Here is a 14,534-nt window from a genome sequence, read left to right as displayed (position 1 = left end):
CGGTATGGCGCGCGAGGCCCGGATCGCGGTGGCTGGGGCGGGGCGCGCGGCGCCGCAGGACGCGGTCGAGGTCGAGGTCGTGGTCGAGGTCGTGGTCGCGGTCAGCGCAGCAGGCCTGCGTGGTGCTCGCTGGTGCGGACGGCCTGCTCCCGCAGCTGCACGACGTCCGGGCCGGCCGAGAGGACCTCGCGGCTCGAGGACGGCAGCACGTTGGGCAGCGCGTCCCCGAAGACCCTGCGCAGGTCCTCGCTGGTCCCACCCTGGGCGCCGACGCCGGGGGCGAGCAGCGGTCCGTTGCAGCCGGCGAGGTCGAGGCCGAGCTCCTGCACCGCCGAGCCGACGGTCGCACCGACCACGAGCCCCACGGAGCCGAGGTCGCCGTGGGTGCGCGCGGCGGCGTTCTCCGCGGCTGCTCCGGCGACGATGCTCTCGGCGACGCTGGTGTCGCGCAGGGTGGCGTGCTGGACCGTGCGGCCCTCGGGGTTGGAGGTGAGGGCGAGGACGAAGACCCCCCGACCGGTCTGGGCCGCGAGGTCGAGCGCGGGGCGCAGCGACTCGAACCCGAGGTAGGGGCTCGCGGTCAGCGCGTCCGCCGGAGCCACCGCGTCCTTGCCGAGGAAGGCCTCGGCGTAGGCCGACATCGTGGAGCCGATGTCGCCGCGCTTGGCGTCGAGGATGACGAGCGTGCCGGCGTCGCGCAGGGCCACGATGGCGCGCTCCAGGACGGCGATGCCGCGGGACCCGAAGACCTCGAAGAACGCCGACTGCGGCTTGACGACACCCACGTGCCCGGCGAACGCCTCGACGCACGTCTCGGTGAATCGGGTGAGCCCGTCGACGTCGTAGGTCAGCCCCCAGGACTCGACGAGGGCGCGGTGCGGGTCGATGCCGGCGCACAGCGGCCCGAAGCGGTCGGTGGCGGCACGCAGCCGTTGGCCGAAGGTCGTCTGCTCGGTCACGGTCGTCTCCGGCATCAGCGCGCCACCCTCTCGTGTGCGATCCCCACCACGTCGGTGAGGCGCTCGAATCCCTTGTCCTGCAACAGTCCTGCCAGTTCCCGGCCCACCCGCACCGGGGCGGACGGGTCGTTGAACGTCGCGGTGCCCACCTGCACGGCACTCGCCCCCGCCGCGACGAGCTCGAGGGCATCGCGACCGGTGCGCACTCCCCCGACGCCGATGATGGGCACGAACGGCAGGCGCCCCTCGAGCATGGCGGCACGGGTCTGCCAGACCGCCCGGACGGCTACCGGGCGGACCGCCGGACCGGAGAGGCCACCGGTGACCCCCGCGACCTGCGGCCGCAGGAGGTCGGTGTCGATGACCATCCCGAGCAGGGTGTTGATCATCGTCAGGCCGTCGGCGCCGGCCTTCACGCAGGACTGCGCGACGCTGACGATGTCGGTGACGTCGGGGGTGAGCTTGGCGAAGATCGGGACGTCACGTGGTAGCTGCTCCCGGACCAGGGCGATCACCTTGGCCGACGCGAGTGGGTCGCAGGCGAAGACGAGACCGCGGTTGGCGACGTTGGGGCAGGAGATGTTGACCTCCACGCCGACGACGGCGTCGAAGGCGTCGCTGGCTCGCAGCGTCGCCGCGACGTCGGCGAACTCGCCGCTGGTGTTGCCGGCGATCGACACCAGCGTCCGGGCGCCGGACTTCTTCAGCCAGGCGAGGTCGTTCTCGACGAACGACGTGATGCCGGGTCCCTGGAGGCCGATGGAGTTGAGCATCCCGGACGGCGTCTCGGCCATGCGCGGCGTGCCCCGCCCCGAGCGCGGGTCGGCCATCACGGACTTGGTGACGAACGCGCCGAGCTCGGCGACGTCGAAGAACCGCCCGAGCTCGCGGCCGTTGGCGGCGCACCCGGAGGCGGTCATCATCGGGCTCGGCAGCCGACGGCCGGCGAGGTCGACGGACATGTCCACTGCGGTGCTGGTGGTCGTCGTGGCGGTGGTCGTCGTCATCAGTGGCCTCCCGTCCTCGGCGCCCCCACGGCGTCGTCCGGGACCCGGCACAGCCCGTCGGAGAAGGCGTCCCAGCGGACCCGGTCCCCGCGGAACACCGGGCCCTCGACGCACGATCGCACCATCTTCGTCACGCCGTGCTTGTCGACGACCGGCATGACGCAGGTCATGCAGACGCCGACGCCGCACGCCATCGACTCCTCGACGGCGACCTGGGCCACCGCACCCTCGGCCGTCGCGACGTCCGTGATCGACTTGAGCATCCCCATCGGGCCGCAGCCGTAGACGACCGCGGCACCGGTGCGACGGATCACCTCGGGCAGCACGTCGGACACCCAGCCCTTCGTGCCCATCGACCCGTCGTCGGTGGTCACGGTGACGCCGTCGGCGTACCGACGGGCCTCGACGACACCGAACAGCTTGGACTCCGTGGCCGCACCCAGCACGACCTCGACGTGGCAGCCGCGGGCACGCAGGGCCTCGGCGAGCCAGAACAACGGGGCGCTGCCGTAGCCGCCGCCGACCAGGACGCACGGCACCGGCTCCTTGGGCAGCGGGAAGGCCTTGCCCAGCGGCCCGACGATGTCGACCTCGTCGTGGGCGCGCAGCTGCGAGATCCACTGCGTCCCCGGGCCGTGGGCCGCGACGACGACGTCCACGGTGCCGCCGTAGGTCCCAGACGGGCTCACCTTGTGGATGGAGAAGCAGCGGCGCAGGAGGTTCGCACTCGTCGGTCCCCCGACGGCCAACGCGACGAACTGCCCGGGGCGGGCCAGCTCGGCCAGGCCCGGCGCCACGAAGGTGAGGTGCTGGTACGCGCCGGCGCGCCGGGTCGCGATGAGCTCCCCGGTCACCTGCACGACACCGCTCCCGGGACGGGTACGGGGCGTGGTCGCCTCGCTCACGCGGCACCACCGGCCAGGTCGGCCTCGGTGCGACCGTAGAGGTCGAGGTCGCGGGCGTGCTCCTGGAGCGGCTTCACGGTGAACTCCCCCTTCATCTGCGACTCGATGCCCTGCACGGCGGCAGCGAGCTCCTGGACCGTGGTGACGATCGGACGGTCCATCGAGGTCGTCGCCGCGCGGATGGCGTAGCCGTCGGCCCGGGCGTTGGGACCGCTCGGCGTGTTGACCACCATGGCGATGTCGCCGGCCAGGATGAGGTCGACGATGCTGCCCTCGGCGGTGGCACGCTCACTGTGCTTGTGCACGACCTCGGACGGGATCCCGTTGCGGCGCAGCACGTCCGCGGTTCCGGTGGTGGCCACGATGGTGAACCCGAGGTCGGCCAGGCGCTTGACCGGGAAGATCATCGCGCGCTTGTCGCGGTTGGCGACGGACACGAAGATCTTGCCCTCGCGGGGCAGACCGGACCCGGCGGCGAGCATCCCCTTGGCGAACGCCGTCCCGAAGTCGTCGTCGATGCCCATGACCTCACCGGTCGAGCGCATCTCCGGGCCGAGCAGGCTGTCGACGACCTGGCCGTCCTTGGTGCGGAACCGCTTGAACGGGAGCACCGCCTCCTTGACGGCGACCGGCGCGTGGCTCGGCATCGTGCCGCCGTCGCCGAACGGCGGCAGCATCCCCTCGGCGCGCAGCTCCTTGATCGTCGCGCCGAGCATGACGCGGGCGGCGGCCTTGGCCACCGGCACCCCGGTCGCCTTGGCGACGAACGGCACCGTGCGCGAGGCGCGGGGGTTGGCCTCGAGGACGTAGAGGACGTCCTGGGCGAGGGCGAACTGCACGTTCATGAGGCCGCGGACGCCGATCCCCTCGGCGAGCTTGAGCGTCGCCTCGCGGACCCGCTCGAGCTCGGCGACCCCGAGCGTCACCGGTGGGAGGGTGCAGGCCGAGTCACCGGAGTGGATGCCGGCCTCCTCGATGTGCTCCATGATCCCGCCGAGGTACATGTCGGTGCCGTCGTAGAGGGCGTCGACGTCGATCTCGATCGCGTCGTCGAGGAACCGGTCGACGAGGACCGGGTGCTCCGGACTGGCGATCGTCGCGCGGGTGACGTACCCCGAGAGGGTCTCGTCGTCGTACACGATCTCCATGCCGCGCCCACCGAGGACGTAGGAGGGGCGGACGAGGACGGGGTAGCCGATCTCCTGCGCGACGGCGACGGCTTCTGCTGCGCTGTAGGCCGTTCCGTGGCGCGGGGCGGGCAGCCTGGCCTCGGCGAGGACTCGGCCGAACGCACCGCGGTCCTCGGCGAGGTCGATCGCCTCCGGGCTCGTGCCGACGATGGGGACGCCGGCCTCCTTGAGCGCCTTGGCGAGGCCGAGCGGTGTCTGGCCGCCGAGCTGGACGATGACCCCGGCGACCGGACCGGCCTGCTGCTCGGCGTGCACGACCTCGAGGACGTCCTCGAGGGTGAGCGGCTCGAAGTAGAGGCGCGAGCTGGTGTCGTAGTCGGTGGAGACGGTCTCGGGGTTGCAGTTGACCATCACCGTGTCGTAGCCGGCGTCGCGCAGGGCGAAGCTGGCGTGCACGCAGGAGTAGTCGAACTCGACGCCCTGGCCGATGCGGTTGGGGCCGCTGCCGAGGATGAGGACGGCCGGCTTCTCGCGCGGCGCGACCTCGGTCTCCTCGTCGTAGGTGCTGTAGTGGTACGGCGTCAGGGCCGCGAACTCGGCGGCACAGGTGTCGACCGTCTTGTAGACCGGGCGCACGCCGAGCGCGTGGCGGACCCCGCGGACGACGGCCTCGGGCATGGCTCGCAGTGACGCGATCTGGGTGTCGGAGAAGCCGTGCCGCTTGGCCAGACGCAGCAGGGACGGCGTCAGCTCGGTGGCGGTGGCGACCTGCTCGGCGACAGCGTTGATGAGCTCCATCTGGTCGAGGAACCACGGGTCGATGCCGGTGGCCTCGTGGACCTCCTCGACCGAGAGCCCGCCGCGCATGGCCTGCTGCACGGTGACGATGCGACCGTCGGTCGGCGTCTTCGCGGTGTGCAGGAAGGTGCGGGCCTGCTCGACGCTGGGCTTGGGTCCGTCCCAGTGGAAGCTGCTGCCCTTGCGCTCCATCGACCGCAGCGCCTTCTGGAGCGCCTCGGTGAAGTTGCGACCGATCGACATGGCCTCGCCGACCGACTTCATCGTCGTCGTCAGGGTCGGGTCGGCGGCGGGGAACTTCTCGAACGCGAACCGCGGCACCTTCACCACCACGTAGTCGAGCGACGGCTCGAAGGACGCCGGGGTCTCGCGGGTGATGTCGTTCGGCACCTCGTCGAGGGTGTAGCCGATGGCCATCTTCGCCGCGATCTTGGCGATCGGGAAGCCGGTCGCCTTGGACGCCAGGGCGCTGGACCGCGAGACGCGGGGGTTCATCTCGATGACGATGATCCGGCCGTCGGCGGGGTTCACCGCGAACTGGATGTTGCAGCCGCCGGTGTCGACCCCGACCTCGCGGATGATGGCGATACCGAGGTCGCGCAGCCGCTGGTACTCGCGGTCGGTCAGCGTCAGGGCCGGGGCCACGGTGATCGAGTCACCGGTGTGCACGCCCATCGGGTCGAGGTTCTCGATCGAGCAGACCACCACGACGTTGTCGGCGTGGTCGCGCATGACCTCGAGCTCGTACTCCTTCCAGCCGAGGATCGACTCCTCGAGGAGCACCTCGGTCGTCGGGCTGTACTGGAGGCCGGCGCCACCGATGCGGCGCAGGTCGGCCTCGTCGTAGGCGAAGCCGGACCCGAGCCCGCCCATGGTGAAGGAGGGGCGCACGACGACGGGGTAGCCGAGGTCGTCCGCCGCGGCGAGCAGCTCGTCCATGGTGTGGCAGATGAGTGAGCGGGCGGACTCGCCACCGCAGCGCTCGACGACACCCTTGAACTTCTCGCGGTCCTCACCGAGCTGGATCGCCTCGACGTTGGCGCCGATGAGCGGGCAGCCGTACTTCTCCAGGACGCCGGCCTCGTGCAGCGAGATCGCGCAGTTGAGCGCGGTCTGGCCACCCAGGGTCGCCAGCACGGCGTCGGGGCGCTCACGGGCGATGATCGACTCGACGACCTCGGGGGTGATCGGCTCGACGTAGGTCGCGTCGGCGAACTCCGGGTCGGTCATGATGGTCGCCGGGTTGGAGTTGACGAGGATGACGCGGATGCCCTCCTCGCGCAGCACGCGGCAGGCCTGCGTGCCGGAGTAGTCGAACTCGCACGCCTGGCCGATGACGATCGGCCCGGAGCCGATGACCAGGACGCTCTTGATGTCTTCCCGCTTGCCCATCAGGCGTGGGTTCCCTTCTCATTGCTGCTCATCAACTCGACGAACCGGTCGAACAGGTAGCCCGCGTCGTGCGGGCCGGCGGCGGCCTCCGGGTGGTACTGCACCGAGTACGCGGGGAGGTCGAGGCACTCGAGGCCCTCGACGACGTCGTCGTTGAGGCACACGTGCGAGACCCGCACGCGGCCGTATGCCGACCCCTCGGCGTCCGCCGGCGCGGTCACCTCGCCGTCGAGCGGGGCGTCGACGGCGAAGCCGTGGTTGTGCGCCGTCACCTCGACCTTGCCGGTGGTGCGGTCCATGACCGGCTGGTTGATCCCGCGGTGACCGTACTTGAGCTTGTAGGTGCCGAACCCGAGTGCGCGCCCGAGCAGCTGGTTGCCGAAGCAGATGCCGAAGAACGGGATCCGCGCATCGAGCACCTGCCGCAGGACCGCGACCTCGGCGTCGGCGGTGGACGGGTCCCCGGGACCGTTGGAGAAGAACACCCCGTCCGGGCCGTCCTCGCCGACGGCCCTGACCTGCTCGAAGGTCGAGCTCGCGGGCAGCACGTGCACCTCGATGCCCTGCTGCGCCAGCAGCGCCGGCGTCATCGCCTTGATGCCGAGGTCGAGGGCCGCCACCGTGAAGCGCTTCTCCCCCACCGCCGGCACGACGTAGGCCTCGGAGGTGGTGACCTCGGCCGCCAGGGCGGCGCCGGCCATCAGCGGCGCCTGCTGCACCGTCGAGGCAAGCTGCGCGACGGGCTGCTCGGCCTGGTCGCCGGAGAAGATGCCCACGCGCATGGCGCCGCGCTCGCGCAGGTGGCGGGTCAGGGCCCGGGTGTCGATGCCGCTGATGCCGACGACACCCTGCTCGCGCAGGTCGTCCTCGAGGGATCGCTGGGAGCGCCAGTTCGACGGGCGCAGCGCGGGGTCGCGCACGACGTACCCGGCGACCCAGATCTTCCGGGACTCGTCGTCCTCGTCGTTGACGCCGGTGTTGCCCACGTGCGGGGCGGTCATGACGACGACCTGGCGGTGGTAGCTCGGGTCGGTGAGCGTCTCCTGGTAGCCGGTCATGCCGGTGGAGAACACGGCCTCGCCGACGGTCTGGCCGGTGGCGCCGTACGCGTCACCGTGGAAGGCCCGCCCGTCCTCGAGGACGAGGACGGCGGCACCGCGCGGTGCGAGGTGGGCGGGACTGGTCATGACGTGGAGTTTCCTTCTGTCGCAGGGGAATCGGACACGTTGGGAGTGGTCTCTGCAGGCTCGGCGCCGACTTCGGTGCGCTGTTCGCCGGTGTGCCACCAGAGTGCTGACTCGACGCGCTCGAGGTCGGCCTTGTACCGCGGCAGGAACCCGGTCTCGTAGAGGTCGCCGCCCTCGGCCCGCCACTGCAGGACGAGCATGCGGTTGCTGCCGACGAACTTGCCGACCATGCCGCGGTCACGTCGCACCGAGACGAGGCGGGGGCCCGTGATGAGGACGGTCGACTCGCCCTGCCTCTCGATGCGCACGAGCTCCTCCGGTGAGCCCCGGGTGATGAGCAGGGTCGCCGAGGCGCGGTTGCCCAGGCCCTCGACGGTGACCCGCTCGAGGCGGCTCAGGGCGGTGGTGGTGCTGATGTAGGTGCCCTCCACGGAGAGCTGCGCCGCCGGCTTCGCGGTGCTGCCGGTGTCATCGGCCGCCACGTCCGCCCCGCCGTCGCCGCGGGCCCGCTCGGCGGCGATCGCCGCCGACGTGTGCCGGCGCCGCTTGCGCAGCCACGCGGCATACAGGAGTCCGTAGATGAGGCCGAGCGCGACGAGGAGCACTCCCACGGCCTGGACGCGGGTCACGCGAGGGCTCCCTTCTGGGCGGTGACGCGACCACCGAACACGGTGGCGTGGACCGCGCCCTGCAGCGTCCGGCCGTGCCAGGGGTTGTTGCGCGACAGCGACAGGCTGGCGCCGCGGTCGACCGTGACCTCGGCGGCGGGGTCGACCAGCGTGAGGTGGGCTGCGTCGCCCACCGACAGGGTCGAACCGTGCGCCGCGAGCCCGGCGATGCGTGCGGGCGACTGCGACATGACGCGGGCGACCCCGGCCCAGTCGAGCAGCCCGCCGCGCACCATGACGTCGCTGACCACCGACAGCGCGGTCTCCAGGCCGAGCATCCCGAAGGCGGCGTCGACGAACGCGTGCTCCTTGTCGTGCCGGGCGTGCGGCGCGTGGTCGGTGGCCACGGCGTCGATCGTGCCGTCGGCGAGCGCCGCGCGCAGCGCGTCGACGTCCTCCTGCGGCCGCAGCGGCGGGTTGACCTTGAACGTCGGGTCGTAGCCGGCGAGCAGGTCGGTGGTGAGCACGAGGTGGTGCGGCGTGACCTCGGCGGTGACGTCGATGCCCTGGGCCTTGGCCCAGCGGACGACCTCGACGGTGCCCGCCGTGGAGACGTGGGCGACGTGGACGCGCGAGCCGATGTGACGGGCGAGCATGACGTCGCGGGCGACGATCGACTCCTCCGCGATGCCCGGCCAGCCCGGCAGTCCGAGGCGGCCGGACAGCTCGCCCTCGTGGGCGCAGGCCTGCGGACCGGCGAGGTGCGGGTCCTGGGCGTGCTGGGAGACGACGCCGCCGAACGCGCGGACGTACTCCAGGGCCCGGCGCATGACGCGCGCGTTGTGCACGCACTTGCCGTCGTCGGAGAAGAACGTGGTCCGTGCGCGGGAGCGGTGCATGAGGCCGAGCTCGGCGAGCTCCTCCCCCGCGAGGCCCTTGGTGACGGCGCCCACCGGGACGACGTCCACCAGACCGGTGGCCCGCCCGAGGTCGAGGATGCGCTCGGCCGCCTCTGCGGTGTCGGTGACGGGGTTGGTGTTGGCCATGGCGAGCACGGCGGTGAACCCACCGACGGCCGCAGCGGCAGCACCGGACGCGATGGTCTCGGCGTCCTCGCGGCCGGGCTCGCGCAGGTGGGTGTGGAGGTCGACGAGTCCGGGCAGCGCCACGAGACCGTCGGCGTCGAGGACGTCGGCGCCCTTGGCCGAGCGGATCGAGCCGACCTCGGTGATGACGCCGTCCTCGACGAGGAGGTCGGTCGCGCCCCGGCCGAGCAGGTTGGCTCCGGTGACGAGCAGGCTGGCCATCAGCTGTCCTCTCCCTCGCCACCGGCGAGAAGGTGGTAGAGCACGCTCATCCGCACCGCGACGCCCGCGCTCACCTGGTCGAGCACCAGCGACGAAGCCGCGTCGGCGGCATCCGGCGAGATCTCGAGGCCACGGTTCATGGGGCCGGGGTGGCAGATGACGGCGTCGGGGTTGGCGGCCATCAGCACGTCGAGGCGCGGGCGGGTCAGGCCGTAGCCGACGGTGTACTCCCGCGGCGTCGGGAAGAACCCGCCACTCATCCGCTCCCGCTGCACCCGCAGCATCATCACGGCGTCGGCGGTCGGCAGCACGGCGTCGAAGTCGTTCGACAGGGCGAACCCCTCGGCTGCCGCCCACGCGCCGATGCCACTCGGCATCAGGGTCGGCGGGGCGACCAGCGTGACCCGGGCGCCCAGCGTCCGCAGGGTGATGAGGTTGGAGCGGACGACGCGGGAGTGGGTCAGGTCGCCGACGATGGCGACGTGACGACCCTCGAGGTCACCGAGGCGGCGCTCCATCGTGTACGCGTCGAGCAGGGCCTGCGTCGGGTGCTCGTGCGTGCCGTCGCCGGCGTTGACGACGTGCGCGTCGACCCACTGGCTGACCTGCTGGGCGGCACCGCTGGCGTGGTGGCGGATGACGAGGGCGTCGACGCCCATCGCCGCGACGGTGAGCACCGTGTCGCGCAGGGACTCGCCCTTGGAGGTCGAGGAGCCCTTGCCGCTGATGTTGATGACGTCGGCCGAGAGCCACTTGCCCGCGATCTCGAACGAGCTGCGCGTGCGGGTCGAGTCCTCGAAGAACAGGTTGACGACCGTGCGGCCGCGCAGGGTCGGCAGCTTCTTGACCTCGCGCTGCTGCACCCCGTGCATCTCCGCGGCGGTGTCGAGGATGGCCCGGACCTGGCCGCGGTCGAGGTCCGCGGAGGACAGCAGGTGGCGATGCGTACGGCGCGCGGTGGTGGTCGTGCTCATCGGGGTCCTCGCGAAGTGTCGGAGCGACGGAGGAGCGCAGAACTTCGTGGGGTCATGTTCATGGGCGGTCTCCTCCGGCGATGGTGACCTGGTCCTCGACGCCGTCGTGGTCCGACAGCCGCACCGAGACCCGCTCGCTGCTCGACGTGGGCAGGTTCTTGCCGACGTGGTCGGCGCGGATGGGCAGCTCACGGTGCCCGCGGTCGACGAGCACCGCGAGGCGCACGGCGCGGGGCCGCCCGAGGTCGGACAGGGCGTCGAGCGCGGCCCGGACGGTGCGGCCCGAGTAGAGGACGTCGTCGACGAGGACGACGACCTTGTCGTCGATGCCGCCACCGGGGATGTCGGTGTGCCGCGGGCTGCGGGTGGGCTGTCGCCGCAGGTCGTCGCGGTGCATGGTCACGTCGAGCGCGCCGACCGGGACCGGCCTGCCCTCCACGCTCTCCATCACGGCGGCGAGCCGCTGGGCCAGGACCACCCCGCGGCTGGGGATGCCGAGCACGACGAGGTCGGAGCCGCCCTTGTTGTGCTCGAGGATCTCGTGGGCCACGCGGCGCAGGGCGCGGGAGATGTCGCTGGCCGTGAGGACCGTGCGCGACGGGGACGGTGCGGGAGCTCCGGGAGCCGGGGAGGCGTCGACGGGAGTGGGTACGGCAGAGTCAGGACGCACGGGCGTCAGGACCTCCTTCCCTGCCTCACAGGACAGGTCGTTAAAGGATGTCGATCGTCGGCCACTGTAGCGGCCGGGCCCCCGTGGACGCACACCGGCTCGACCCGCGGACGGGTCTGCCGCACGACCCGGGCGCCGCACCCCGACCTCCGGTAGGAAGGAGACGTGCCGGCGCGGACGTCGGCCCTACGCGGAAGGTTCGACCTGGCGATGACGACGACGGTGGCTGTGCTCGGCACGGGGATCATGGGAACCGGTATGGCGCGCAGCCTGGCCCGCGCAGGGCTCGAGGTGAGGGCGTGGAACCGCAGCCCGGAGCGTGCGGCAGCCCTCGAGCACGATGGCGTTCGGGTGTGCGCCGAGGCGGGCGAGGCCGTCTCCGGTGCCGAGGTCGTGGTGACGATGCTGCACGACACCGTGGCCGTGCTCGACGTGGTGGCACCGCTGCTCGACGACCTGGGCGGCGCCGTCTGGCTCCAGACGTCGACGGTCGGGGTCGAGGGCGTGGAGCAGCTGGCCGCGTTGGCGGCCCGGCACTCGGTGCCGTTCCTCGACGCCCCCGTGCTCGGGACCAAGGCGCCTGCCGAGAACGGCGCCCTCGTCGTCGTGGTCTCAGGAGACCGCGGGCTCGAGGACCGCGTGCGGCCCGTGCTCGACGCGGTCGGCAGCCGGACGATGTGGGTGGGCGACTCCCCCGGCGCCGCGAGCCGGCTCAAGCTCGCGGTCAACGCCTGGATCGCCTCGGTCAACGCAGCCGTCGCCCAGTCGGTCGCCCTGACCGACGCGTTCGGCCTCGACCCGCGGCTCTTCCTCGAGGCCATCGGGGGCGGGCCGACGGACACGCCCTACGCGCAGCTCAAGGGCGGCCTGATGATCGACCAGTCGTACGACGCGTCGTTCGCCGTCGGCAGCGCCCTCAAGGACGTGGGCCTGATCCAGGACGCCGCGACCACCGTCGGGGTCGAAAGCAGGCTGCTCGACGCGCTGTCCGCCGTCTACGCCGCGGCGGCCAGGACCGGGCACGAGCGCAGCGACATGGCCGCGGTCCGGGAGGCCTTCCGCCCTGAGTGAGGGGTCCGTTCGCGCCGGAGCGTGCACAGATCGCCCCCGCGGTGGGCGTTCCGGGGCGATTCGTGCACGAACCGGCGTCAGTCGACCTGACGGACCATGGCGACGCGGATGCCGTTCTGCGGCAACCCGATCCGGGCTTCTGCGTCGCGCAGGGGCTGCATCCAGCCGGGCTCCGGGTCCAGGACCTCGAACCCGTGCCGCGCGTAGAACGGGGCGTTCCACGGGACGTCGCGGAAGGTGCGCAGGGTGACCTGCGCGGAGCCCTGCTCGGCGGCATACCGGCACGCCTCCTCGAGGAGGACGGCCCCGATCCCGCGTCGCGAACGGTCCGGCAGGACCGCGATCTGCTCGAGGTGCGCGTGACCGTCGAGGTCGAGCACGTGGGCGAACCCCACCACGTCGTCGTCCTCGGCAGGGTCACGCGGACTCACTTGGGCGTCAGGGCAGGTCAGGCCAGGGTCGGCTTGACCTCGGCGAGCCGACCGAGCAGGCCGTTGACGAACTTCGGGGAGTCGTCGGTCGACAGGCTGGTGGCCAGCTCGACGGCCTCGGAGATCGCGACCCCGTCGGGGATGTCGTCGGAGTAGAGGATCTCCCAGGCGCCGAGGCGCAGGATCGCGCGGTCGACGCTCGGCATGCGCTCGATCGTCCAGCCCTGGGAGTACGTCGAGAGCAGCTCGTTGATGTCGGTCCAGTGCGACACGACGCCCTCGACGAGGTCGGCGGTGTACTGGTTGAGCGGGGCCTCGGTGACCGGCTTCGCGAGCCGCTCGGCCAGCAGGTCGCGGGCGTTCAGCCCACGCTGCTCGGCCTCGAAGAGGATGTCGATCGCGCGCTTGCGCGCCTTGGAGCGAGCAGCCACTTAGTTCACGCGGCCGAGGTACGAGCCGTCGCGGGTGTCGACCTTGACCTTGGTGCCCTGCTCGAGGAACAGCGGCACGTTGATCTGCGCACCGGTCTCGAGGGTCGCCGGCTTGGTGCCACCGGTGGAGCGGTCACCCTGCAGGCCAGGCTCGGTGTAGGTGATCTCGAGCACGACCGAGGTCGGGAGCTCGACGTAGAGGACGGTGCCGTCGTGCGTGGCGACCTGGGCCATCTGGTTCTCGAGGAGGTAGTCCGCGGCGGTGCCGACGGTGGCCTCGGGGATGTAGATCTGGTCGTAGGTCGACCCGTCCATGAAGACGTAGTCGGTACCGTCCTTGTAGAGGTACTGCATGTCGCGGCGGTCGACGTTCGCGGTCTCGACCTTGACGCCTGCGTTGAAGGTCTTGTCGACGACCTTGCCGGAGAGGACGTTCTTGAGCTTGGTGCGCACGAACGCCGGGCCCTTGCCGGGCTTGACGTGCTGGAACTCCACGACGGACCACAGCTGTCCCTCGAGGTTCAGGACCAGGCCGTTCTTGAGCTCGTTGGTCGATGCCACGTGTCAATCGCTTTCGATGAGCCGGTACCCAGCGGCGCAGGCGCGCGCGAGTGCTCCGGAAGTGTTCGGGGTGGGAATCGCCGACCAGTCTAGCCGTCGGGACGGGTGTCCCCCGAATCGCTGCGGGGCCCCGACCTAGGGTGGGGGCATGAGCGACATGGAGTACCGGCCCCTCGGCGGCAGCGGCCTGATGGTCAGCGCGGTCGGCCTCGGGTGCAACGCGTTCGGCCGCCGCGTGGACCAGGAGGGCCTCGCCGACATCCTGCGCGCGGCCCGCGAGACCGGCGTCACCCTCTTGGACACCGCCGACATCTACGGCGGGCACCCGGGCCAGAGCGAGGAGATGCTCGGTGACGCGTTGCAGGGCCAGCGCGACGAGTTCGTCGTGGCGACGAAGTTCGGCATGGACATGCAGGGCGCCAACGGCGAGGACTTCGGTGCGCGCGGGTCACGCCGCTACGTCCGACGGGCGGTCGAGGCCAGCCTGCGCCGCCTGCAGACCGACCACATCGACCTCTACCAGCTGCACCGCCCCGACCCGCTGACGCCCATCGGCGAGACCCTCGAGGTCCTCACCGACCTGGTGCGCGAGGGCAAGGTCCTCTACGTCGGCTGCTCCAACTTCGACGGCTGGCAGGTCGCCGACGCGTCGTGGACCTCGGCGACCGCCGGGCTCGCGTCGTTCGTGTCGGTGCAGAACGAGTACTCCCTGCTCGACCGCTCGGTCGAGGACGAGGTGACCCCCGCCTGTGAGCGCTTCGACCTGGGCCTGCTCCCGTTCTTCCCTCTCGGCCGTGGCCTGCTCACCGGCAAGTACCAGCGCGGGGCTGCGGCTCCCGAGGGGTCGCGCGCCGCGCTCGAGGCCGACCGCGCGGACTGGCTCGTCGACGCGGACTGGGACCGGGTGGAGGCCCTCCAGGCGTTCGCGGACGACCGTGGCGTCGAGCTCCTCGACGTGGCGATCGGTGGGCTGGCGGTCCAGCCGCAGGTCGCGTCGGTCATCTCCGGCGTCACCAGTGCCGCGCAGGTGCAGCGCAACGCGCGCGCCGTCGCCTGGCAGCCGAGCGTCGCCGACCTCGCCGCCCTCGACGCGATCTGAGACG

Annotated in this window: 14 protein-coding genes; 2 read left to right on the top strand and 12 right to left on the bottom strand. The window is 71.7% G+C overall.

The annotated features are described in order from the left end of the window. Window positions 1–101: 101 nt before the first annotated feature. The 9 genes from pyrF to pyrR are packed head-to-tail and all read right to left on the bottom strand — an operon-like array spanning window position 102 to window position 10,937. A complete protein-coding gene (gene pyrF / locus ABD286_RS00245) occupies window positions 102–974 on the bottom strand; it encodes an orotidine-5'-phosphate decarboxylase (protein WP_344189110.1) in 873 nt (290 codons plus the stop codon). Continuing rightward, a complete protein-coding gene (locus tag ABD286_RS00240; protein WP_344189108.1) occupies window positions 974–1,966 on the bottom strand; it encodes a dihydroorotate dehydrogenase in 993 nt (330 codons plus the stop codon). The genes pyrF and ABD286_RS00240 overlap by 1 nt, the downstream gene beginning before the upstream one ends. Further along, on the bottom strand, window positions 1,966–2,871 hold the full coding sequence (locus tag ABD286_RS00235) for a dihydroorotate dehydrogenase electron transfer subunit (RefSeq protein ID WP_344189106.1): 906 nt from the start codon (window positions 2,869–2,871) through the stop codon (window positions 1,966–1,968). Before ABD286_RS00235 ends, ABD286_RS00240 begins: the two co-directional genes overlap by 1 nt. Continuing rightward, the gene (gene carB / locus ABD286_RS00230; RefSeq protein WP_344189104.1) at window positions 2,868–6,191 is read right to left on the bottom strand and encodes a carbamoyl-phosphate synthase large subunit; all 3,324 of its coding nucleotides are present in this window, start codon (window positions 6,189–6,191) and stop codon (window positions 2,868–2,870) included. Before carB ends, ABD286_RS00235 begins: the two co-directional genes overlap by 4 nt. Further along, entirely contained in the window at window positions 6,191–7,378 is a 1,188-nt protein-coding gene (gene carA, locus ABD286_RS00225) for a glutamine-hydrolyzing carbamoyl-phosphate synthase small subunit (protein WP_344189101.1), read from the bottom strand. The genes carB and carA overlap by 1 nt, the downstream gene beginning before the upstream one ends. Next, window positions 7,375–8,007, bottom strand: coding sequence for a PH-like domain-containing protein (locus tag ABD286_RS00220; protein WP_344189098.1), 633 nt, complete (start codon window positions 8,005–8,007; stop codon window positions 7,375–7,377). The genes carA and ABD286_RS00220 overlap by 4 nt, the downstream gene beginning before the upstream one ends. Next, a complete protein-coding gene (locus ABD286_RS00215) occupies window positions 8,004–9,293 on the bottom strand; it encodes a dihydroorotase (RefSeq protein WP_344189096.1) in 1,290 nt (429 codons plus the stop codon). Before ABD286_RS00215 ends, ABD286_RS00220 begins: the two co-directional genes overlap by 4 nt. Next, window positions 9,293–10,267 carry an aspartate carbamoyltransferase catalytic subunit gene (locus ABD286_RS00210; RefSeq protein ID WP_344189094.1) on the bottom strand — a complete coding sequence of 325 codons (975 nt, stop codon included), beginning with the start codon at window positions 10,265–10,267 and terminating at the stop codon, window positions 9,293–9,295. The genes ABD286_RS00215 and ABD286_RS00210 overlap by 1 nt, the downstream gene beginning before the upstream one ends. Window positions 10,268–10,325: 58 nt before the next feature. Beyond that, a complete protein-coding gene (gene pyrR, locus ABD286_RS00205; protein ID WP_344189092.1) occupies window positions 10,326–10,937 on the bottom strand; it encodes a bifunctional pyr operon transcriptional regulator/uracil phosphoribosyltransferase PyrR in 612 nt (203 codons plus the stop codon). A 165-nt stretch (window positions 10,938–11,102) separates the two neighbouring features. On the opposite strand from pyrR, the gene ABD286_RS00200 reads away from it, so the two are divergent. Next, window positions 11,103–12,008 (top strand): NAD(P)-dependent oxidoreductase, encoded by a 906-nt coding sequence (locus ABD286_RS00200; RefSeq protein WP_344189090.1) that lies wholly within the window; start codon window positions 11,103–11,105, stop codon window positions 12,006–12,008. A gap of 77 nt (window positions 12,009–12,085) precedes the next feature. Here the strand turns inward: ABD286_RS00200 and ABD286_RS00195 are convergent, their stop codons facing one another. The 3 genes from ABD286_RS00195 to efp are packed head-to-tail and all read right to left on the bottom strand — an operon-like array spanning window position 12,086 to window position 13,431. Then, window positions 12,086–12,439: a GNAT family N-acetyltransferase gene (locus tag ABD286_RS00195; RefSeq protein ID WP_344189088.1), complete on the bottom strand. Its 354-nt coding sequence runs from the start codon at window positions 12,437–12,439 to the stop codon at window positions 12,086–12,088. A gap of 17 nt (window positions 12,440–12,456) precedes the next feature. Beyond that, entirely contained in the window at window positions 12,457–12,870 is a 414-nt protein-coding gene (nusB, locus tag ABD286_RS00190; RefSeq protein ID WP_344189086.1) for a transcription antitermination factor NusB, read from the bottom strand. Continuing rightward, on the bottom strand, window positions 12,871–13,431 hold the full coding sequence (efp, locus tag ABD286_RS00185; protein ID WP_344189084.1) for an elongation factor P: 561 nt from the start codon (window positions 13,429–13,431) through the stop codon (window positions 12,871–12,873). A 157-nt stretch (window positions 13,432–13,588) separates the two neighbouring features. Between efp and ABD286_RS00180 the strand changes: the two genes are divergently transcribed. Beyond that, window positions 13,589–14,530 carry an aldo/keto reductase gene (locus ABD286_RS00180; protein ID WP_425565343.1) on the top strand — a complete coding sequence of 314 codons (942 nt, stop codon included), beginning with the start codon at window positions 13,589–13,591 and terminating at the stop codon, window positions 14,528–14,530. Window positions 14,531–14,534: the final 4 nt, after the last annotated feature.

Source organism: Pedococcus aerophilus (assembly GCF_039532215.1).
GTDB lineage: Bacteria > Actinomycetota > Actinomycetes > Actinomycetales > Dermatophilaceae > Pedococcus > Pedococcus aerophilus.
Note: the sequence above shows the minus strand (reverse complement) of the source record. Positions and strands in the feature narration are given on the sequence as shown.